At 57.7% G+C, this 21336-nt stretch carries 22 protein-coding genes; 16 read left to right on the top strand and 6 right to left on the bottom strand.

Going from position 1 to position 21336, the window contains the following annotated elements; translation table 11 throughout:
- Positions 1–341 precede the first annotated feature (341 nt).
- Positions 342–530: a hypothetical protein gene (locus ACI2JR_RS16480; RefSeq protein ID WP_132729717.1), complete on the bottom strand. Its 189-nt coding sequence runs from the start codon at positions 528–530 to the stop codon at positions 342–344.
- Between the two features lie 182 nt (positions 531–712).
- Positions 713–1048 carry a hypothetical protein gene (locus ACI2JR_RS16475; protein WP_132729718.1) on the bottom strand — a complete coding sequence of 112 codons (336 nt, stop codon included), beginning with the start codon at positions 1046–1048 and terminating at the stop codon, positions 713–715.
- Positions 1049–1736: 688 nt separating this feature from the next.
- Between ACI2JR_RS16475 and ACI2JR_RS16470 the strand changes: the two genes are divergently transcribed.
- The 4 genes from ACI2JR_RS16470 to argE are packed head-to-tail and all read left to right on the top strand — an operon-like array spanning position 1737 to position 5281.
- Entirely contained in the window at positions 1737–3002 is a 1266-nt protein-coding gene (locus ACI2JR_RS16470) for a flavin-containing monooxygenase (RefSeq protein ID WP_462478998.1), read from the top strand.
- Positions 3003–3030: 28 nt separating this feature from the next.
- The gene (locus ACI2JR_RS16465) at positions 3031–3453 is read left to right on the top strand and encodes a RidA family protein (protein WP_132729811.1); all 423 of its coding nucleotides are present in this window, start codon (positions 3031–3033) and stop codon (positions 3451–3453) included.
- 9 nt (positions 3454–3462) lie between these two features.
- Positions 3463–4140, top strand: a complete 678-nt coding sequence (locus ACI2JR_RS16460) for a DUF1028 domain-containing protein (RefSeq protein WP_462478997.1) — start codon at positions 3463–3465, stop codon at positions 4138–4140.
- Positions 4130–5281, top strand: a complete 1152-nt coding sequence (gene argE / locus ACI2JR_RS16455) for an acetylornithine deacetylase (RefSeq protein ID WP_132729721.1) — start codon at positions 4130–4132, stop codon at positions 5279–5281. The genes ACI2JR_RS16460 and argE overlap by 11 nt, the downstream gene beginning before the upstream one ends.
- 41 nt (positions 5282–5322) lie before the next feature.
- Here the strand turns inward: argE and ACI2JR_RS16450 are convergent, their stop codons facing one another.
- Positions 5323–5925: a short chain dehydrogenase gene (locus ACI2JR_RS16450; RefSeq protein ID WP_132729722.1), complete on the bottom strand. Its 603-nt coding sequence runs from the start codon at positions 5923–5925 to the stop codon at positions 5323–5325.
- 99 nt (positions 5926–6024) lie between these two features.
- Between ACI2JR_RS16450 and ACI2JR_RS16445 the strand changes: the two genes are divergently transcribed.
- The 3 genes from ACI2JR_RS16445 to ACI2JR_RS16435 all read left to right on the top strand — a co-directional run bounded on the left by ACI2JR_RS16445 (position 6025) and on the right by ACI2JR_RS16435 (position 7873).
- A complete protein-coding gene (locus ACI2JR_RS16445) occupies positions 6025–6915 on the top strand; it encodes a LysR substrate-binding domain-containing protein (RefSeq protein WP_462478996.1) in 891 nt (296 codons plus the stop codon).
- Positions 6916–6976: 61 nt separating this feature from the next.
- Entirely contained in the window at positions 6977–7426 is a 450-nt protein-coding gene (gene lysM, locus ACI2JR_RS16440) for a peptidoglycan-binding protein LysM (protein ID WP_132729724.1), read from the top strand.
- Positions 7427–7477: 51 nt separating this feature from the next.
- Positions 7478–7873, top strand: a complete 396-nt coding sequence (locus tag ACI2JR_RS16435; RefSeq protein ID WP_132729725.1) for a YidB family protein — start codon at positions 7478–7480, stop codon at positions 7871–7873.
- A gap of 61 nt (positions 7874–7934) precedes the next feature.
- On the opposite strand, the gene ACI2JR_RS16430 is transcribed toward ACI2JR_RS16435, so the two are convergent.
- Both ACI2JR_RS16430 and ACI2JR_RS16425 read right to left on the bottom strand, forming a co-directional pair.
- Positions 7935–9080: a trans-sulfuration enzyme family protein gene (locus ACI2JR_RS16430; RefSeq protein WP_132729726.1), complete on the bottom strand. Its 1146-nt coding sequence runs from the start codon at positions 9078–9080 to the stop codon at positions 7935–7937.
- 9 nt (positions 9081–9089) lie between these two features.
- Positions 9090–10466, bottom strand: a complete 1377-nt coding sequence (locus ACI2JR_RS16425; protein WP_462479009.1) for a pyridoxal-phosphate dependent enzyme — start codon at positions 10464–10466, stop codon at positions 9090–9092.
- 540 nt (positions 10467–11006) lie between these two features.
- Here ACI2JR_RS16425 and ACI2JR_RS16420 point away from each other — a divergent pair.
- The 4 genes from ACI2JR_RS16420 to fucK all read left to right on the top strand — a co-directional run bounded on the left by ACI2JR_RS16420 (position 11007) and on the right by fucK (position 14914).
- Positions 11007–11663 carry an amino acid ABC transporter permease gene (locus ACI2JR_RS16420; protein WP_132729812.1) on the top strand — a complete coding sequence of 219 codons (657 nt, stop codon included), beginning with the start codon at positions 11007–11009 and terminating at the stop codon, positions 11661–11663.
- On the top strand, positions 11641–12408 hold the full coding sequence (locus tag ACI2JR_RS16415) for an amino acid ABC transporter ATP-binding protein (RefSeq protein WP_462478995.1): 768 nt from the start codon (positions 11641–11643) through the stop codon (positions 12406–12408). The genes ACI2JR_RS16420 and ACI2JR_RS16415 overlap by 23 nt, the downstream gene beginning before the upstream one ends.
- 36 nt (positions 12409–12444) lie before the next feature.
- Positions 12445–13218, top strand: a complete 774-nt coding sequence (locus ACI2JR_RS16410) for an amino acid ABC transporter substrate-binding protein (protein ID WP_132729813.1) — start codon at positions 12445–12447, stop codon at positions 13216–13218.
- Between the two features lie 295 nt (positions 13219–13513).
- Positions 13514–14914 carry an L-fuculokinase gene (gene fucK / locus ACI2JR_RS16405; protein WP_462478994.1) on the top strand — a complete coding sequence of 467 codons (1401 nt, stop codon included), beginning with the start codon at positions 13514–13516 and terminating at the stop codon, positions 14912–14914.
- A gap of 1 nt (position 14915) precedes the next feature.
- On the opposite strand, the gene fucR is transcribed toward fucK, so the two are convergent.
- On the bottom strand, positions 14916–15617 hold the full coding sequence (gene fucR, locus ACI2JR_RS16400) for an L-fucose operon activator (protein WP_132729730.1): 702 nt from the start codon (positions 15615–15617) through the stop codon (positions 14916–14918).
- A gap of 270 nt (positions 15618–15887) precedes the next feature.
- Between fucR and ACI2JR_RS16395 the strand changes: the two genes are divergently transcribed.
- The 5 genes from ACI2JR_RS16395 to ACI2JR_RS16375 all read left to right on the top strand — a co-directional run bounded on the left by ACI2JR_RS16395 (position 15888) and on the right by ACI2JR_RS16375 (position 21330).
- Positions 15888–16538, top strand: a complete 651-nt coding sequence (locus tag ACI2JR_RS16395; protein ID WP_462478993.1) for an L-fuculose-phosphate aldolase — start codon at positions 15888–15890, stop codon at positions 16536–16538.
- A gap of 398 nt (positions 16539–16936) precedes the next feature.
- Complete coding sequence (locus ACI2JR_RS16390; RefSeq protein ID WP_132729732.1) at positions 16937–17767, top strand: DeoR/GlpR family DNA-binding transcription regulator; 831 nt, start codon at positions 16937–16939, stop codon at positions 17765–17767.
- Between the two features lie 59 nt (positions 17768–17826).
- On the top strand, positions 17827–18813 hold the full coding sequence (locus ACI2JR_RS16385; protein WP_462478992.1) for a substrate-binding domain-containing protein: 987 nt from the start codon (positions 17827–17829) through the stop codon (positions 18811–18813).
- Positions 18814–18815: 2 nt separating this feature from the next.
- On the top strand, positions 18816–20348 hold the full coding sequence (locus ACI2JR_RS16380; protein WP_132729814.1) for a sugar ABC transporter ATP-binding protein: 1533 nt from the start codon (positions 18816–18818) through the stop codon (positions 20346–20348).
- On the top strand, positions 20341–21330 hold the full coding sequence (locus tag ACI2JR_RS16375; protein ID WP_132729734.1) for an ABC transporter permease: 990 nt from the start codon (positions 20341–20343) through the stop codon (positions 21328–21330). Before ACI2JR_RS16380 ends, ACI2JR_RS16375 begins: the two co-directional genes overlap by 8 nt.
- Positions 21331–21336 lie beyond the last annotated feature (6 nt).

The raw sequence follows: 21336 nt of genomic DNA, 5'->3' as shown, positions 1-21336 counted from the left end.
CCGATTTTCCACCGCAACGGACCTTTATCCGCGCCAGCCTCACGCGGGGTGACAGTATTGCCGCGCCAGCGAACTACCGCCGCGCGTTATCCTGCCCGGATTCTCCCTCGTGGGCTATATGGCGTTGGCAGCTGCGGTCAGCGCATGGCTGGGACAAGCACGCGGCTCGTCGTCCCGGTAACGGAAGACGAGCCTGTTTGTGGAGAGGGGGTGAGCGTCGGAACAGGAATTAGTCCCGCTCAGCGATGCGATCGTCGAGCCAAATGAGCATTAGGGAGGAGAGAAAGGCGATGGCGAGTGTGCCAATAAATAGCCACATAAAAAATACCTCAGAGGTTTTATTATTTTTCTGCTTTGACCGGTGAGTGGTTGTTTCTGTTGAGTATGGTGACTTTTGTTGCCTGCTGGGAGGTGGCGAGAGTAAAGAAATCATCAGCATCAATATCAAAATTCAGCACGATTTCTCTGTATTTTCCACAGGTTATTAATTCCTTCGCTTCTTGCATACTGCTGGCTGTAATTGTCGGCATCGTCTTATCTCGTGTGAAAACTGCTTAGCAAAGTAAGAGTTTGTGCATATCAGATCAACTCTTTTTTATGCTCGTCGGCAGGAGATTATTTCCGTACTTTTTCCGGGGAAAAGGCGGGCGGCGCGGGAATACCGGGCAGGCCGCCGCGTATCCCCCTGACCGACGGGTTAACAGGGTAAGGTTTAACCCTGCTGCTTTTCGCTCATCAGCTGACGGCAGCGCTGCTGATCCTCACGGATACTGTCCTGCTCTTCCTGACTTAACTGTAGCCAGGTCTGGCGCATTCGCTCGGCCAGCGCCGGAATAAAATGGGTTTTGTGCAGGGCATAATCCGAGTTGCCGCCTTCGACGATGTTTTCCATGTCGCGGAGAAACGTCCCACTATCGTGACGATCGATGACGCAGAAAACCGAGCGGTAGTAAGCCTCATCTTCTGCGGAGTAGTGCGGCGTGAGCCACCAGGCAAGCAGCGCGATAAGCGCCAACGGCGGGATAATAAATGGTAATTTCTTTAGCATAGCTCAGTCGCGAAGGGGAAACGGGAACCTGAGTGTACCCGCTGTGGAAAGCGGATGTCATCCCGCTGGCATCACTTCGCCTGCGGACTGAGGGAGGCAGGCGCTGCACAGCGATAAAAGAGCAGGTGAGCGCATTCGCCGCAGGAGTATTCAGAGTCATCATATGCATCGCTAAAAAATAAATGGCGGCCGATCGTTGGGCCGCTTACGGCGTATATCTCCCCGGGATTGGCCTTTAATAGTGAATATCGCCGACGATGCGACACTATGTTAACGGCGCCGCATTAACGATGACGAAAAATAACGGAAAACAGCGGCGCATCATCCGCTGACCATCCCGAACCGGAACAAGGTTCCGGGCCGCCGTGTCAGGGTGAGGAGCCGTATGGCTCGCCGGTAGCGGGTTTTCTGAACAGGAAAAAACGATCCTCTGGCGATATTTTTTATATGCCGAAAAACTTGCTATTTATTTTTCCTGGAGAATTCGCCCTTTGACTCATTATATTTTTACCCGGTTTGAGGGGGAATATTGTTTTTATCTTGTAGATTCAACGTGCTGCGCTCTGCATCACTATTTTATTCTCAGGTTCTAAATTTATAATAATTTACCTGATTGTTACGCTTTATTAACCTCGGTCCTGCGCAGTGGTTTATTCCTGGCGATTGAACACCATTCGAAGGACACATTATGACCGTAGAAAAAACAGAGATTGATACGCTGATCGTTGGCGGAGGCCAGGCCGGTATTGCCATGAGTGAGCATCTGACGAAGCTTGGGATCTCGCATCTGGTTATCGAAAAAAAGCGTATTGCCGAAGCCTGGCGCACCGGGCGCTGGGATTCGCTGGTGGCGAACGGCCCGGCGTGGCATGACCGCTTCCCGGGGATGGAATTTAAAGACGCTGACCCTGACAGCTTTATTCCGAAGGACGAGGTGGCGGCTTATTTTGAAGATTACGTCCGGGAATTCGCTCTGCCGGTGCGTACCGGCGTTGAGGTGAAGAGCGCGGTACGCAACAGCGGGCGCCCGGGGTTTACCATTGAAACCACCGCGGGGGTCATTGAGGCACAGCGTATTGTGGCCGCCACCGGGCCCTTCCAGAAACCGGTCATTCCGCCAATCGCGCCGAAAGAGCCCGGAATTCATCAAATTCACTCCGCCGGCTACTACAACCCTGCGCAGCTCCCGGCCGGTGCCGTGCTGGTCGTCGGGGCGGGCTCCTCCGGGGTACAGATTGCCGACGAACTCCTGCGTGCCGGTCGCGAGGTCTATTTATCCGTGGGCGCCCACGACCGTCCGCCGCGCGCTTATCGCAACCGCGACTTTTGCTGGTGGCTGGGGGTGCTGGGGCTGTGGGATGCGCCTGCCAGCGCCCCGGGTAAAGAACATGTTACGATTGCGGTCAGCGGCGCCCACGGCGGCCACACGGTGGATTTTCGCGAGCTGGCGCAGCGCGGTATCACCCTGGTGGGGCTGACAAAAGACTTTGTATCCGGTACCGCCACCTTCCAGCCGGATCTGTGCGACAACATCCGTCGCGGGGATGAGAACTACCTCGCGCTGCTGGATGCCGCGGATGCCTACATCGCGGCCAATGGCCTGGATTTGCCGGAAGAACCTGCCGCCCGCGAGTTTTTACCTGACCCGCCGTGCATGACCTCGCCGATCCTCTCTCTGAACCTGGCGGACGCGGGCATCACCACCATTATCTGGGCGACCGGCTACGCCGTGGATTACAGCTGGCTCAACGTGAATGCCTTTAATGAGCACCATCGTCCGCAGCATCAACGCGGCGTCTCCAGCGAGCCCGGGGTCTATTTCCTCGGACTGCCGTGGCTGTCACGCCGTGGCTCGACCTTCATCTGGGGCGTGTGGCATGACGCGAAACACATCGCCGACCATATCGCCACCCAGCGTAAATACAGCCAGTACCGGGATGCCGGCCAGCGCTGAACACCCGCTTACTTAGAGGATAAAAATGATGCCGACGCATACCCGCATTCGCATGTTTAATACCAAAGAGACCTACCCCAATCAGACTCTCGATAACGATTTATGTCAGGCGGTTCGCGCCGGGAATACCGTCTATGTGCGTGGACAGGTGGGGACCGATTTTGCCGGTAACCTCGTGGGGCTGGGCGATCCGCAGGCGCAGGCCGAGCAGGCGATGAAAAACGTCAAGCAGCTGCTGGAAGAGGCGGGGAGCGATCTGTCGCACATCGTGAAAACCACGACCTATATTATTGACCCGCGCTACCGCGAGCCGGTGTATCAGGAGGTGGGGAAATGGCTGAAAGGGGTCTTCCCTATCTCCACCGGGCTGGTGATTTCCGCGCTGGCACAGCCGCAATGGCTGATGGAGATCGATGTGATTGCCGTAATTCCCGATGATTTTGTCAAATAAGGAGCGACGATGACCTTTTCTATCGCAGCATACTGCCCGGAAAGCGGGCAGTTTGGTATTGCCATCAGTTCCTCCAGTATCGCCGTCGGTGCCCGCTGCCCCTGGCTGCAGGCCGGAGTAGGGGCGGTGTCCAGCCAGAACATCACTTTGCCGGCGCTCGGCCAGCTGGCGCTGGCGCAACTGGAACAAGGTTTAGAGCCAGAGAAGGCGCTACGCAGAGCGCTGGCGGAGGATGACTTTAGCCGCTACCGGCAGATTATCGCCATCGATGCCAGCGGCAGGACGGCCTCATTCAGCGGCGATAAGACGCTGGGCATCTATCACGTTGCCGAAGGAGAGAACTGCATTGCCGCTGGCAATATGCTGGCCAGCGCCTCGGTGATTGAGGCGATGGTCGCCGGCTTCGGGCAAAGCGAAGGTGAAATGGCGATGCGTCTGGTTGCCGCGCTGCAGGCCGGACTGGCCTGCGGCGGCGAAGCGGGGCCGGTCCACTCGGCGGCGGTGAAAGTCGTGGATGACTATTCATGGCCGCTGGTGGACCTGCGCGTTGACTGGAGCGAGCACGATCCTGTTGCTGAGCTTGCCGCGCTCTGGCAGGCGTATGAACCGCAGATGCAGGCCTATATTACGCGCGCGCTCGATCCCCGGGAGGCCCCCAGTTACGGAGTACCAGGCGATGAATCATGAGGTGACAACGCTTCTGGCCACGCTACTGGCGTTTGATACCACCAGTCGTGAATCCAATCTGCAGATGATTGACTACATTAACCGCCTTCTGGGCGGTTTCGGCATTGAGACCCGGCTTTTCTACGATGAAGAAGGTAAAAAGGCGAATCTCTACGCCCGGTTAGGCCCGCCGGGGCCGGGTGGCGTGATGCTCTCCGGCCATACCGACGTTGTGCCGGTTGACGGTCAGCATTGGACGGTTCCGCCGTTCCAGCTGACCCTCCGCGATGGCCTGTGCTACGGGCGCGGCAGCACCGACATGAAGGGGTTTATTGCCTGCGTGCTGGCCTCTATTCCCGCCTTTCTCGCCCAGCCGTTAAGCATGCCGCTGCATCTGGCCTTTTCCTATGACGAAGAGGTGGGTTGTCTTGGCGTTCGTAGCCTGGTGGATCATCTTAAGGCCTCAAAAGACAAGCCCGCGTTGTGCATCATCGGCGAGCCTACGGAGATGCGCCCGGTCTATGGCCATAAAGGCAAATTAGCCATGCGCTGCCAGGTGCACGGTAAGGCTTGCCACTCGGCCTATGCCCCTCGTGGGGTGAATGCTATCGAGTATGCGGCAAAGCTGATTAGCCGTTTAGGCATGCTGGGTGAAAAGCTGGCGCTCAGGCAGGATCCCCGGTTTGACCCGCCTTACAGCACCCTGCAGGTGGGGGTGATTAAGGGGGGCGCAGCGCTCAATATTGTGCCTGAAAGCTGCGAGTTTGATTTTGAAATTCGCCATTTGCCGGATGTCTCCCTTGCGCAGACGCTTAGCGAGCTGCAGGCGTATGCCGGCGATGAGTTAGTGCCGGCGATGCGGGCGGTGGCGGCGGAGGCAAATATTACCTTGCGTGCGCTGAGCCAGTATCCAGGCCTGTTAAGCGACCCGCAGTCGGCTTTTGCCGGCTGGCTGGCGCAATGGGCGGGCAGCGAGGCGTTCTCTACCGTCGCCTTTGGCACCGAAGGCGGCCTGTTTGACGAGGCGGGCGTGGCAACGCTTATCTGCGGGCCGGGAAGCATGGAGCAGGGGCACAAGCCGGACGAATTTATTGCCCTGAGCGAACTGGAAAAATGTCTGGCGATGCTGGATAACCTGCGCCGCTGGATGGCGATTTCTTAAGAGTATGCGCCTGATTCAGGCGCATTTTTACCCGCCGCAATTCAATAACCGACGGTGTAGACCCGGCCGCTCTGCACGCCTTCCACGCTGCGGCGATAGGCCTGGGCGACGGTCGTCGCCGGTACGCTGGCGAAGCCGGGGAAGAAGCCATCATAGGCCGCGGCCGACTCGGTCAGCACGGTGGGGCTGACCAGGTTGATGCGGATCCCGCGCGGCAGTTCGCAGGCGGCGGCGCGGACAAAACCTTCCAGCCCGGCGTTCACCGTGGTGGCGTTGACCCCCTGAGCAATCGGCTCATGGGCGACAATGCCGCTAATCAGCGTAATCGAACCGCCATCTTTCAGATAATGCTGGCCGGTGAGCGCCAGGCGGATCTGTCCCAGCAGCTTATCCTGCAAACCCTGGTTGAAATCCCGATCGCTCATCGTCGCCAGCGGACCAAAGAACAGGCTGCCGGTGGCCGAGACAATCGCATCGATCTGACCCACGTCTGCAAATAGCGCCTCGACGCTCGCCTGGGAGGTGATATCAACCTGCCGATCGCCCTGGGTACGAGCGACGCGGATGACTTCATGGCGGCGGCTCAGTTCTTCGGTAACCGCACGGCCTACGGTTCCACTGGCGCCAATAACGACGATTTTCATGGCTGACTCCTTATCTGTGGTGAGTCTCTATTCTTTAATGAAACCGACATCGGATAAACTGGCTAAAAGTTAGATGATTACTAACCAGAGGTTTGTAATATGGATAAGCTCCGCGGAATGGAGACGTTTATCGCCGTGGTGGAGTGCGGCAGCTTTACCGAAGCGGCATCGCGGCTGGAGATGTCGGCGGTGATGGTCGGCAAATATATCGCCCTGACCGAGCGTCAGCTCGCTACCCGCCTGCTGGAACGCAACACCCGGCGTCAAAGCCTGACCGATGCCGGTCGGGTCTACTATGAAGAGGCTAAGCGGGTGCTTGAACAGGTGTCGATTGCCGAAAGTTCAGTAGAACGCCTGCGCCTTGCCCCCGCCGGGACGCTGCGCATCAGCGCGCCGACCTCCTTTGGCGCCTGTGCGATCGCCCCGCTGACCGCCGCTTTCTTACAGGCGTGGCCGGATGTGCGCGTGGAGCTGGATCTGACCAACCGGATGATCGATCTGGTGGATGAAGGGTTCGATCTGGCGATCCGCATTGGCGATATTCACCACACCGACCTGGTGGCGAAATATCTCTGTCCATACCGGATGGTGATTTGCGCTGCGCCCGCGTACCTCGCCCGCCACGGCACGCCCACGGCGCCAGAGGATCTGGTGGATCATCTCTGCCTGTCCCATACGGTATGGACCGCGCGGAATGAGTGGATCCTGCCCGGCGCGCAAGCGGAGGTGCGCTGGAAGCGCGATGCGATCCTGCGCTGCAATGACGGCTATGCGCTGCGGATGGCGGCGATTGCCGGAGCCGGGCTGTTGCTACAGCCGGAAGTTCTGTTGGCCGAGGAGCTGGCCAGTGGAAAACTCGTGCGGGTGCTGGAGGCGTATACCCCGCGGCCACGGCCGATACATCTGCTCTGGCGTCAGGATCTTCGCCCGCTGCCGAAGCTGACCCGTTTCGTGGAGTATCTACTGAAAGAGGGAAAACGCTATTTATGAACTACGCTTATTGGGTCTGATATAAGTTTTTCGTAGGTCATTGCCAGTAACAGGAGGGAATATGGGATTGTTGAGTTTTGTGAAGGAAGCGGGTGAGAAAATCTGGGACGCGGTTTCAGGCGGCGACAAAGAGGACCAGGCCGACAAGCTGAAAAAGCACATCGATGCGCTTAATCTGCCTGGCGCGGACAAGGTCAATATTGCCGTGGCAGAAGATGGTACCGCCACGGTGACCGGCGACGTGGCTTCGCAGGAGGATAAAGAGAAAATTATGGTGGCGGTGGGTAACGTGACCGGTATTGCTCAGGTCAGCGATAACGTTACCGTGACGCAAAGCGGAGCGGAAAGCCGCTACTACACGGTGAAATCCGGCGACACCCTGAGCGCGATTGCCAAAAACATGTATGGTTCCGCGAATGACTATCCGCGGATTTTTGAAGCCAATAAACCGATGTTGACCCATCCCGACAAAATCTATCCGGGACAGGTACTGATTATTCCGGCGAAGTAAGACGGGAAAATCGGCGTTCATTAACCACCCCCCATTTATACGGAGTCTGCAATGGGATTACTTGATCAAATCGGCGGTATGCTGGGCGGCCAGGCCGGTAAAGCGGAGCAGCTACAGGCCATAATGAGCTGGATCCAGCAGCAGGGCGGGATTCAGGGAATTGTGGAGAAATTCCGCAGCGGCGGCCTCGGCGAGATCGTGGAGTCGTGGATTAGCCAGCAAAATAATTTGCCGGTCTCCAGTGACCAGGTGACCTCGGTATTCGGATCCTCTACGCTGCAGGATCTCGGGGCGAAACTCGGGATCGATCCGCAAACCGCGTCGGCGCTGATCGCGCAATATCTGCCTGACATTGTTGATGGTTTATCGCCAGCGGGCGAGGCGCCCGCCCAGCAGGATCTACTGTCAGAGGGTATGAGTCTGCTGAAAGGCAAACTGTTTAGCTGAGTGCTGATAGGCGCCGCCTTGTCAGCAAAAGCAAAAACCCGCCGTCCGGCGGGTTTTTTGTTTACTCACTGAGTGCGCGCTGCCAGTCGGCGATCAGATCCTGTGGATCCTCGATACCGACGGAAAGGCGAATCAGCTGAGGGGTAATGCCATTGGCCAGCCGTTGTTCCAGCGGAATAGAGGCGTGGGTCATGCTGAACGGTTGGCTGACCAGGCTTTCCACACCGCCCAAACTTTCCGCAAGGGTAAACAGCTTCAGCTTGCTGATGACCTGCTGCGCATAGTCATCATCGCCTTTCACCACCAGCGAAATCATCCCGCCGGGCAGGGCCATCTGCCGGCGCGCCAACTGATGGTGGGGGTGCGATGCCAGCCATGGGAACCAGACTTTCTCCACCTGCGGCTGCTGTTCAAGCCATTCGGCGAGGGCCAGCGCATTGCTGCTGTGACGCTCCATACGCAGCGCGAGCGTCCGGATACCGCGTAGCGTCAGGAAACTGCTGAACGGGTCAAGCACGCCGCCCACCGCATTTTGCAGATAGCCCAGTTCCTCCGCCAGCTGGCGATTGTCACCGACGACCGCCAGCCCGGCGACAACGTCGGAATGGCCGTTCAGGTACTTCGTCGCCGAATGCACCACGATATCGAAGCCCAGCTCGAGGGGGCGATGGACGATCGGGGAGGCAAAGGTGTTATCGGTGACGCTGATAATATTGTGCCGACGGGCAATCGCCGCGATGGCGCTGAGATCCGCCAGCTTAAGCAACGGGTTGGTTGGGGTTTCGACCCAGATCATGCGCGTATCCGGCTGAATGGCCGCTTCAATACCGGCCAGATCGTCGGGCTTGACCCAGCTGACCCGCAGCCCCGCGCTGCGACGGCGGACATTCTCGAGCAGCCGATAGGTGCCGCCGTAGACATCATCGACGGCCACCAGATGGCTGTCTTTATCCAGCAGCTCGAGGACGGTGGAAATCGCCGCCAGGCCTGACGCAAACGCGTAGCCGCGGGCGCCGCTCTCCAGCTCGGCAATCGCCGTCTCCAGCGCGTGGCGGGTCGGGTTGCCGCTGCGCGAGTATTCATAGCCGGTATGTTGCCCCGGCGCGGGTTGGGCAAAGGTGGAGGTAGCGTAAATCGGCGGCATTACGGCGCCGTGCCCGTCGTTAAAGACGCCGCTATGTACGCTCAACGTATGCAAATTTTTCATCTTTCGTCCTTAGTGTTCAAGTCGGTTGCGCCAGGTCGTCAGCACGTCGCTGCGGGTGATGAGACCTAAAAAACGTTCGTTGTCAGCGATAACGGCCACCAGACCGCGATCGAAAATGGCTTTCAACGCGCTTTCCGGCGCGTGTTTATCCAGCGTTTCTACGTTGCGGGTCATCGCCTCCCGAACGGGCAGCGAAAAGCGCTGGCTGTCGCCCTGGACGTGGCTGATCAGATCCCACTCATCGACGATGCCGACGACGCGGCCGTTTTCCAGCACCGGCAGCTGGGAAATGTCATACAGACGCATGCGCGCAAGGATGGCGGCGAGGGTATCGTCGGGGGCCGCGGTGACGGTAGCCCCTTCATCGTGGCACAGGGCGATAAAATCGCTTAAATCGCCGCGCGGCGGCCGGCTCAGCAGGCCCTGCTGGCGCATCCAGTCGTCGTTAAACATTTTGGAGAGGTATTTGTTGCCGCTGTCGCAGGCGAAGGTCACCACCCGTTTCGCGGTGGTCTGCGCCCGGCAGTAGCGCAGCGCGGCGCTCAGTAAGGTGCCGGTTGACGATCCGGCCAGCACGCCTTCGGTTTGTAAGAGCTGGCGGGCGGTCGCGAACGCTTCGCCATCGCTGATGCGATATGCGGTACGGACGCCGTCCAGATGGGCCAGCGGTGGAATGAAGTCTTCGCCAATCCCTTCGACCAGCCAGGAGCCTGTTGCACCGTAGCGCCCGGTTTCAACCTGGTCGGCAAGGATCGATCCCGCCGGGTCGGCAAGAATAAATTCGGTTTTTGGCGAGTGTCTGGCAAACCAGGCCTGCAGGCCGCCGAGGGTGCCGCCGGAGCCGACGCCGACGACGATGGCGTCGATATCGCCGTCCAGCTGAGCGTATATTTCGGGCGCGGTAGTGGTGGCGTGCGCCAGCGGATTGGCTTCGTTATTGAACTGGTCAATATAGAAGGCCCCCGGCGTTTCATCCGCCAGGCGGCGCGCATAATCCTGATAATAGTCCGGGTGGCCCTTCGTCACATCCGAGCGGGTGAGGAGCACTTTGGCTCCCAGGGCGCGCAGATGGAAAATTTTTTCCCGACTCATTTTGTCGGGAACCACCAGCGTCAGGGCATAATTTTTTTGCGCGGCGATCAGCGCCAGCCCCAGTCCGGTGTTACCGGCCGTCGCTTCAATAATGGTTCCGCCGGGCTTTAATTTACCCAGCCGTTCCGCCTCATTAATCATCGACAGCGCGACGCGGTCTTTAATCGACCCGCCCGGGTTCTGGTTTTCCAGCTTTAAAAACAGGCTGCAGGGGCCGGTATCCAGCTTGTGCAGCTGAAGCAGCGGAGTGTGACCAATCAGGTCGCTAACGGAGTGAAAGACTGACATAACAATTTGCCCATTCGTATCGAGATATTTGAATGGTAGGTCTGCAAAATTGGTAATTTAAAGAATATTTGTCCGTCATTAAGAGCAAAATGGAATATAAGATGCTTTTTGGCCATCCGGAGGGAAAGCCTGTTAGCCGCCTGGGCGTGTTGATTTCCAGATAAGGCCTTTTTTGCCGTATTTTTCACCGAATTAGCGCCTCGCGCCCGGCGCTTATCTTTATTTCAGGAAAGGGTTGGCGAAAATATTCTATAGCAGGACGAACGTTTTTACGGCTGACCATTTTTATTATTCCGGCGGCTGCGTTATTTCACCGATGGCGTCAACGATGCGCCGACACACCGGCAGTGACGGCCGCCGGTGGGGAGCTTAAAGCACAAAGTCGGCTATTCAATGCCAGTATTGATACATGCTGCTGGGCTGGCGTGCATGGTAAGCTCTTTTAATAAGCTGCCCCCCGCTGGGGCAGTAATAAAGAATGATGACTGCGCGAAAAGGTGAGATGTGGCGGAATTTATTTCATTAGTAATAAGTTCATTTTGGCCGATGTTTTATGCCGGGCTGGTTTTTACTATCCCCATAACCTTAATTTCTTTTTTCCTCGGCCTGCTGCTGGGGTTTATTGTCGCGCTGATTCGTTTATATGGCCCGGCACCGTTGAAAAGCGTGGTGCGTTTTTATGTCTGGATTATCCGCGGCACCCCCTTGCTGGTGCAGCTGTTCCTGATTTTTTACGCGCTGCCCAGCGTCGGGATCACCCTGGATGCCTTTCCTGCCGCGGTTATCGGCTTTACCCTGAACGTCGGCGCCTTTACCTCGGAGGTGATCCGGGCGACGCTGCTATCGGTCGCCAAAGGGCAGTGGGAGGCGGCGCACTCCATCGGCATGAGCTGGGGGCAAGCGCTGCGCTATATTATCCTGCCGCAGGCGGCGCGAGTGGCGGTGCCGCCGCTGTCGAATACCTTTATCTCCTTAGTCAAAGATACCTCGCTGGCATCGGTGATTACGGTACCGGAGCTCTTTTTAGCCGCCCAGCGTATTGCCGCTGTCACCTACCAGCCGCTGATTCTGTATAGCGAAGCGGCCCTGCTCTATTTATTAATTAGTTCAGTCTTAGCGTATTTACAGTCCCGGCTGGAATTACGTTTAGAAAGAAATACGCTGATAAAGGAAGAGCATAATGATAACGCTGTCCGGACTTGATAAAAGTTTTGCCCAGCAGAAGGTGCTGCATAATATTTCTTTAACGATTGCGGAAGGCAGCGTGACGGCACTGATTGGTCCATCGGGCAGCGGTAAAAGTACATTATTACGCTGTATTAATTTACTGGAAATCGCGCAGGCCGGGAAATTAACAATTGGCAACGAGGAGATTATTTTCTCTCCCGCCGCGGCGCCAAAAAGAAAGGACATTCGTCGTATTTGCCAGCAAACCGGCATGGTCTTTCAGAACTTCCAGCTATTTCCGCATCTGTCGGTGCTGGAAAACATTATGCAGGGGCTGATGGTGGTGCAGAAATGGCCCCGCGAACGGGCCAGGGCGCGGGCGGAAGAGCTGCTCGCTAAAGTCGGCCTGGCGCACAAACGCCATGCCTGGCCGGCGATGCTCTCCGGTGGCCAGCAGCAGCGGGTCGCCATTGCCCGGGCGATGGCCCCCTCGCCGAAAGTGCTGCTCTGCGATGAACCGACCTCGGCGCTGGATCCTGAGCTAGCCCAGGAGGTGATCGCCGTTTTGCGTCAGCTGGCGCAGGAGGGGACGACGATGCTGATGGCGACCCACGATCTTCGGCTGGCGGCAAATATTGCCAGCCAGGTGGTGTTCCTCGAGTCCGGCCACATTGTGGAGAGCGGGACCTCGCGGGACATTTTTACCCGGGCCAGGAAAACGCGTACGCAGCTTTTTATTTCCACGCTGACGGAGACGTTTCCCGATTCCTGGGAAATTTAAAAAAATAACACGGCAATCCAGATGAAGGAGTGAATGATGAAAGTACTGATGACCGCATTGCTGGCTACCGCCATTCAGCTGAGCGTGACGCACGCGGTCTACGCCGGCGAAAACCTGGCGAAGATAAAATCGGCGGGGGTGTTTAAAGTCGGCACCGAAGGGACCTTCCCGCCTTTTACCTATCATGATACCTCCGGCAAGCTGGTGGGGTTTGATGTCGATATCGCGCGTGAAATTGCCCGGAGGATTGGCGTGAAAGCGGAGTTCGTTGAAGGCAAGTGGGACGGTCTGGTGGCCGGGCTGGATGCTAACCGCTACGACGCGGTGATTAATCAGGTCTCGATTACGCCGGAACGCCAGGCGAAATATGATTTTTCTGTACCCTATATCACGCCGAAAGCGGTCCTTATCGTGAATAACAACAATCAGGATATTCACACCTTTGCGGATTTGAAGGGCAAAAAGTCCGCCCACACGCTGACCAGCAACTATGCGCAAATTGCCCGTGAAAATGGCGCGGAGGTGGTGGGGACGGATGGCTTTGACCAGTCAATCGCCCTGGTGGCGCAGGGGCGCGCGGATGCGACCATCAACAGCAATCTTTCGTTCCTCGATTTCAAAAAACACAAGCCCGACGCGCCGGTGAAGATCGTGGCGGAAAGAAGTGATGCCGAACAGGAAGCGGTGTTAATCCGCAAAGGGGAACCGGAGCTACGGCAGGCGATCGATGCCGCCATCGCCGATATTCGCGCCGACGGCACCTACCAGCGGATTTCCAGGCAGTATTTCGGCGCGGACGTCTCGAAATAGTCCCGCTGGCTACGCTTTTTAGGCAACCCGCGTCTTGCTGCGGCCGGTAATACGTCGGCCGGGGGCGATCGACTGCCCGCTTGCTCTCCGCTGGAGGAAAACGGGCAGAACCCGGTACGCCGTCTTTGCCGTTAAGTCGCGGTTTTTGGTGATCCTTTTCACAGATTAGTCGCATAGTGTCGCGCCTGATGGCGATGCCCCTTTTCAATCACCCGCGAAGTGATAACCATCCCATACAGAAAATATACCGTCGCCCCGATGAGGGGCCGGGCTGGCCGGGTGGGGAGAGGGAAAAATGCAGAAAGACATCGTGATCGTTCTGGACTGCGGCGCAACCAATATTCGCGCGATGGCCATTGATGAGCGGGGTAACGTGCTGGCCAGCGCCCACCAGCAGAACTTTACGCTGAACCCGTCGGAAAACCCGCTGTGGCACATCTGGCCGCTGGCAAACATCATGGCAAGCCTCGAGCGCTGCTGCCGGGCGCTGGTCAAGAAACTCCCCCATCATCCGGTACGCGCGCTGACCGTTACCGCTTTTGGCGTCGACGGCGCGCTCGTGGACGCCAAAGGCGCGCTGCTGTATCCGGTGATCAGCTGGAAATGCCCGCGCACTGAAGCCGTGATGAATAATATTCAGAAGTATCTGCCGCCGGCCGAGCTTAAGGCTATTACCGGCGTAGCGCCGTATAGCTTCAACACGCTGTATAAACTGATATGGCTGCGGGAGAACGTCCCGGATGTGCTCGATCGCGCCCACACGTGGCTGTTTATGTCGTCATTAATTGGCTTTCAGCTGACCGGGGAAATGATCACGGAAAGAACCATGGCGGGCACCAGCCAGCTGCTGGACGTCGCGCAAGAAACCTTCAGCGAGCGGCTGCTTGAGTCGATCGGCATTGCGCGCTCGCTGTTCCCGCGCATGGTCAACGCCGGCGAGCCTGTTGGCGAACTGCAGCCAGCGGCGGCGGCCCGCTTCGGGCTTAAGCCGGGCATTCCGGTGATTTCCAGCGGCCACGATACCCAGTTTGCGCTTTACGGCTCGGGAGTGGGGCTCAATCAGCCAGTGCTCTCCTCGGGTACCTGGGAGATTCTGATGGTGCGCTCGTCCAGCATCAACACCGATCTACTGCAATCACACACCGCGGCGACCTGCGAGCTGGATAGTTGCAGGGGGTACTTTAACCCCGGCTGCCAGTATCTGGCTTCCGGGGTCCTGGAGTGGATCCGTGAACTCTACTGGCCAGGCGTTCCCGCCCCTCAGGTTTATCAGCAGATGCTGCTGGAGGCAGGGCGCGTGCCGGCTGGCTGCGAAGGGGTGACCATGCGCAGCGATCTGATGGGCGATAAGCAGGCCGGCTGGCGGGGAGTGACGCTCTCCACCCAGCGCGGGCACCTCTACCGCTCGGCGCTGGAGGCGCTGTCGATACGCCTGCGCGAACAGCTGGCGATGCTGGAGGAGGTGGCCGGATTTACGGCCGAAGAGCTGGTGCTCGTCGGCGGCGGCAGTCGCAATGCGCTATGGAATCAGATTAAGGCCGATACCCTGCAACTGCCGGTGAAGGTGCTGGCGAAGGCCGAAACCACCGTCTCGGGAGCCGCGATGTTTGCCTGGGCCGGCGCCGGCGTGTACCGCAGCGCGGATGAGGCGCGGGCGCAGGTGAGCTTTGATTACGAGACCTGGTATCCTCGCTAGCCTAGCGGCGGATAACCGCGGTGACCGTCGCCACGTTGCCGATAATCACTTCGCTGCTGCGCTCTATCTTGCTGGAGTCCACCAGCAAAATGCTCTGCAGGCTCTTTTTCAGCATGAATTTTTTGAACAGCGCGTTGCCGTTATCGGTATCCCAGATATTACCGCCGGCATCGATACCGTCGCAGGAGAAGATGAACAGGTCGATATCGAGATGGCGCACCATATGCAGCGGCGAGTCGTTGATGTAGCTGGCGAATTTTCTATCCAGCGTGCCGCCGGAGCATAAAACCCGAATGTGGGTTTTCTTTTCCAGCTCGGCACAAATGCGGTAGCTGTTGGTATACACCGTCAGATCCTGGTCCGCCAGCCTCTTCGCCAGATGCCAGCAGGTTGAGCTGGCGTCCAGGGCGATGCACATCCCCGGCGTTATCCACCCTATAGCGGTATCCGCCAGCGCGGTTTTCCGCTGGGCGTGGCTTTTCGAGCGCGAGTCAAAAGCCATTTCCGGGGCCTTCGAGGCGTCTTCCAGCCTTCTGGCTTTGCCATACTCCCTTACCAGCAGCCCCTTCAACTGCAGATACTGCAAATCGCGGCGCAGCGTCTCCTTGCTGACGTTCAGCCCGGCCGCAAGGTCGCTGACGCGCAAAGACGCGTTGTTTTTGAGCAGGGCAATAATCTCATCCAGACGGGCCTGCCTGTTCATCTTTTCACTCCTCGTTCGCCGTGCAATCTTGCGCACTATACCCTAAATCATTCGGGTTGCAGGAGGGCGATGCGGCCAATTGCCCGTTTGCCCTCCCTCGACGGCAAACGGGCGCTGCGCGGACGGTTTTTAGCGGCAAGTTTTCTCCTTTTAGGCCCATTATTTTGACAATCATCACACATCTACATGGCTGACTATTGCCATCCGGGACGCCGCCAGAAGATATCGCCAACGTCATCCACCCTAGTTTGTTGCGCCGAGGAAAACACAATGGAAAGAACCGCTATTGCACGCCAGATCATCGACACCTGTCTGGAAATGAGCCATATGGGGCTTAATCAGGGGACATCGGGCAATATCAGCGTCCGCTTTGGCGACGGGATGCTCATTACGCCGACCAGCGTGCCCTACGAGCAACTGAGCGAAGACGATATCGTTTTTGTCGACGAGCAGGGGCGTGCCGAGGCGGGTAAAACGCCGTCCACCGAATGGCGTTTCCATCAGGCGATTTTGCACGCTAAACCGGATGAGAATGTGGTCCTGCATAATCATGCGGTTCACGCGACGGCGGTCGCCATTCTGAATAAAGAGATCCCGGCCATCCACTACATGGTCGCGGCGGCCGGAGGGACGAAAATTCCCTGCGCGGGCTACGCCACCTACGGTACGCAGGCGTTGTCGGACTATGCGGTCACCGCCATGGCCGGCTATAAAGCCACCCTGCTGCAGCATCACGGGATGATCGTTTGCGGTAAAACGCTGGAAAAAGCGCTCTGGCTGGCGCAGGAGGTAGAGGTACTGGCGAAACTCTACCTGCTGACGCTGGCGGTCACGCCGGACGTGCCGGTGCTGAGCGATGCTGCGATCGATGAGGTCCTGCAAAAATTCCACGGCTATGGTTTGCGCGATATCGTCCGCTAGTCCATCCCCTCTCCCTGCGGGAGCCTCTTTGCTCCCTCCGGCGGCGCGGTCGCCGTCGGAGGTTTCAGCCGCTGGCAGATCTGCATCGTTCCTTTTGCTGCTGTCGCATATCCTCTTTAAACGGTCACTTCCTCGTGATCGGTCATGATCGGTCAATTATGGCCGCGAGGATTTGTGACCGTTTGCCAAAATCTCTCTGTTCATTTATCAAGCGAAAGACGATTTATTCCCGCTACCGCCACAGATCCCACATTTAACATTTCACCTATTTAGCGTTTTTTTTGACAACTATCACATGGTCAGCGCCGCGCTGCGCACGCGCGGTCGCTTTTGAGGGAGCCCGCATTCCGTATGCCGCGGCCTGCGTATTCTATTAAACATCGGCAAGAGGAAAAAACATGCTGCCTGTAGAACGTCACCGCTTTATTAGCGAAGTCCTCGCCCAACGTGGGCGAATCCTGGTTCAGGAAGTGGCCGAGCTGTGCCAGATTTCGCTGGAGACGGCGCGGCGCGATCTGGCCCTGCTGGAAAAGCGTGGACTGCTGGTACGCAGCCACGGGGGCGCGGTGTTTGTCGAACACCAGCACGCGGAAAAGCAGTATGTCCCGGCGCAGATCGAGCAAGGGGAGTCTTTTCGCGATCGCAGCAATCAGTCGCCGGACAGTAAAACCCGGATCGCCAAACGCGCTCTGCAGTTTATTGAGCCGGGAGACTGCCTGCTGCTCGACAGTAGTTCAACCAGCTGGTTTCTGGCGCGGCAGCTGCCGGATATCCCGCTGGTGGTGCTGACAAACTCGCTGCATATCATTCAGGCGCTGGCGGCGAAAGCCAACGTCAGAACCATCGGCCTGGGCGGAGAGTACTCGGCTAAATACGAAGATTTTATCGGCGTCTATGCCGAGCAGATGTTGAAAGAGTTCGCCATTAACAAACTGTTTTTCTCCTGCCATAGCATCAGCCATGACGGGGGGATCAGAGAAAGCAATGAGCATCATGCGCGTTTAAAACAGCAAATGCTGCTCTCTTCAGAACACAAAATTTTGCTGGCGGATGCCAGTAAATTCGGCCGCAGTTCGTTTGCGCGGATATGCCACTACCGGGAAATTGACACCCTGATTACCGATCGTCTGGACGATGAGGAGTTTCGGCAGGAGCTGGCCTGGAGCAACGTCAACGTGATTGACGTTGCCCCTTTACCCCTACAAAAGAAAAGCAAAAAACAGCCGTAGCGCCGGCTTCTTCTCGCCCGGCGCTTGCGGAATAAGTTGAACATCTGTGGAGAAACTACATGAAAAAGTCTGTACTGGCCTGTTTGTTGGCTTCCGCTGTGCTGTCCATTTCAGCGGCGCATGCCGCCGACAAAATTCGCATGGGCGTGGTGGTGAAAGTGGGCGGTAATGCCTGGTTTAATGCGATGGAAGCGGGGATTAAAAGCGAAGCGGCGAAGGAAGGTATCGACGCATGGCAAGTCGGCCCCACCAGCGATGACCCGGCGCTGCAGGTTCGCGCGATTGAAGACCTGATCGCCCAGAAAGTCGACATCATCGGCGTGGTACCGAATGACGCGAAGGTACTGGAACCCGTGCTGAAGCGGGCTCGCGATGCCGGTATCAAAGTGATTACCCATGAATCGCCGAACCAGAAATACGCCAACTGGGACTTCGAAATGGTCGATGCCGCCCAGCTCGGTATTAACCACATGATCGCCCTCGCTAAATGTATGAAAGAGAGCGGGGACTATGCGGTTTACGTCGGCAGTCTGACCGTGCCGCTGCACCAGAAGTGGGCCGACGCGGCGATCGACTACCAGAAAGAGCACTACCCAAATATGCATCAGCTTGGCGATAAGTTTGGCGTCGGCGAATCCCTCGACGACACCATCCGCACCACCAACGACCTGATGTCGAAAGATCAAGACCTGAAGGGCATTCTGGCGATTGGTTCACAGGGTCCCATCGGCGCCGGTCGGGCGGTGCAGAACCGCGGTAAGAATGGCGATATCTGCGTCTACGGCTCGTTCAGCCCGGGCCAGGGTCTCTCGTTGGTTAACAGCGGGGCGATCAACGGCGGCTATATCTGGAATCCGATGGTAGCCGGTGAAGTCTTCGTACGCATGGCGAGCATGATATCCAAAGGCCAGCCGATCGTTGATGGCATGGATATCGAAGGGATGGGGAAAGTGCAGGTTGACGAAGCCACCCACACTATCCTCGGTAACAAAACCGAAAGTCTCGACAAGGCGAACCTGCCAAAACTGGTGAAAATGGGGCTGTAATGATGGCGATCTCCGGGATCTTCGAAACCCAAACGACGCCGCTGATTGCTGTGCAAAATCTGTCGGTGACCTTTGGCGGTCAGCGCGCGTTGAACGATATCTCTCTGCAACTGATGCCGGGTGAAGTGCACTGCCTGGCGGGCACTAACGGCTGCGGCAAAAGCACGTTGATTAAGATTATCTCGGGGGTCTACCAACCGGACGACGGTTGCACCATTACCCTCGCGGATAAAGACTTCAACGCCCAGACCTTCCGCCGGCTTAGCCCGGAACAGGCGCGCAGCTTCGGCGTACAGGTGATTTACCAGGATCTGTCGCTCTTTCCTAATCTGAGCGTGGCGGAAAACATTGCGTTTGACCATAACCTGCACGGGCTGATGGGCTGGTATCGCCCATCGCGCCTGCGCGACACCGCCAGGCGTATTCTCAGCGAGCTGAACTACACGCTGGATATCGATGCCAAAGTCTCCTCGCTGCCGATAGCCCAGCGCCAGCAGGTGGCGATCTGTCGCGCGCTGGTGGCCGATGCGCGGCTGGTCATTATGGATGAGCCGACCGCGTCGTTGACCCGTACCGAAGTTAACCAGCTGCTGCGCACCGTACATTATCTGAAGAGCAAAGGCATCAGCGTCGTGTTCGTCAGCCATCGCCTGGATGAAGTGCTGGAGATTTCCGACAGCGTGACCGTGATTCGCGACGGTAAGCGCGTCGGCACCTGGCCGGCGTCGGAGGTCAGCAGCGAACGTCTCAGCGAACTGATGACCGGCCTCAAGCTGGACTATCGCCTGAAGGCCGCCAACCACAATGACCAGCGCATCATGCTCGAGCTGGACAGGCTGAGCCGCGCGGGCCAGTACCACGATGTTAGCTTCAGGCTGCACGCGGGCGAAGTGCTGGGCCTGTGCGGGCTGCTTGGATCGGGGCGCACCGAGCTGGCGTTGAGCCTGTTTGGCATGACCCGGCCGGACAGCGGCAAAATTTACCTCGACAGTAAACCGGTGCGCTTTCGCGGGCATGAAGACGCCATCAAATCCGGGATCGGCTATGTGTCGGAAGACCGCCTGACGCTGGGACTTATTCAGCAGCAGTCGGTGGGCGATAACACGGTGCTGGCGATCATGGATCAGCTGCGCGGTCGTTTTCATCTGATCGACGAATACCGCAAAAATAAAATCATTCAGCGCTGGATCGAAACGCTGGGCGTTAAGGTCGCCAGCCCCGATCAGGCGATCTCCACGCTGTCCGGCGGCAACCAGCAAAAAATCGTGCTGGCGAAATGGGTGCTGACCCAACCGAAGATCCTGATCCTCGACTCGCCGACGGTAGGCGTCGACGTTGGCGCCAAGGCCAGCATCTATCAGCTGATCCACCAGCTGGCGGCAGAGGGGATCTCGATCCTGCTGATCTCCGACGAGGTGCCGGAAGTCTATTTCAATTGCGATCGCGTGCTGCACTTTAGCGAAGGCACGGTAAAAGGCGAGTATCTGCCCGCCCGGATGACTCAACACCAGCTTGCGGAGGCGGTAAATGCTTAATCTCAACCGGTTACGTCCGTCCACTAACGAAGGCTACCTGGCCTGGGTGCTGGTCGCGCTGATCGTCACTTTCTCGCTGTTAAGCGATAGGTTTTTGACGCTGCAAAATCTGTTGGATCTGTCGGAAAGCTATGCGGTCAGCGGTATTTTTGCCCTCGGCCTGTTCGTGGTGCTGGTCACCGGCGGTATCGATATCTCCTTTGCCGCCGTCGCCTCGGTCGTACAGTACACCATCGCGACGCTGGCGATTCATTACGGCCTGGCCAGCCCGAGCGGCACGATCTTACTGGCGATCGCTATCGGCACCGTCTTCGGCATGATTAACGCCGTGCTTATCTACTGTCTGCGCATTGTGTCGATCATCGTCACCATTAGTATGCAGTCGCTGCTGTTCGGCATGCTGATGTGGTTCACCAACGGCACCAGCCTGTACGACCTGCCGGGCTGGCTGGTCACGCCGTTCCAGGTGCTGCCGTTCGATATTGGCGCCCGACATTATCAGATCGGCCTGCCGCTGGTGGTGATGCTGGCCGTCGCCGCGCTGACCTGGATTTTGCTGAATAAAACTCATCTGGGCCGCCAGCTGTTTGCGGTCGGCGGCGACCAGGAGTCGGCGCGGCGTATCGGTATCCGCGTTGGCGTACTGCATCTGTTTGCCTATGGCTACCTTGGCGCGATGGCCGCCATCGGTGGCCTGGTACAGGTCTATCGCGTGGGGGAAGTGGTACCGAATGCGCTGGTCGGGGGCGAGCTGGACGTACTGGCCGCGGCGGTACTCGGCGGCGCCAGTCTGAACGGCGGTAAGGGGAGCGTCGTCGGTACCCTGATGGGGGTCTTCCTGATCGGTATTTTAAAGAACGGCCTCAATCTGGTGGGCGTTTCCAACTACTTCATGAACATTGTCATCGGCGTGACGATCGTAGTGGCTATCACCGTTACGCACTATAAAAAACGCAAAGAAACCGATGTCGGATTTGCATGAGGAACC

It is taken from the genome of Klebsiella sp. NPDC088457, assembly GCF_044900465.1.
Lineage (GTDB): Bacteria > Pseudomonadota > Gammaproteobacteria > Enterobacterales > Enterobacteriaceae > Klebsiella.
This window is presented reverse-complemented; position numbering and strand designations above follow the sequence as displayed.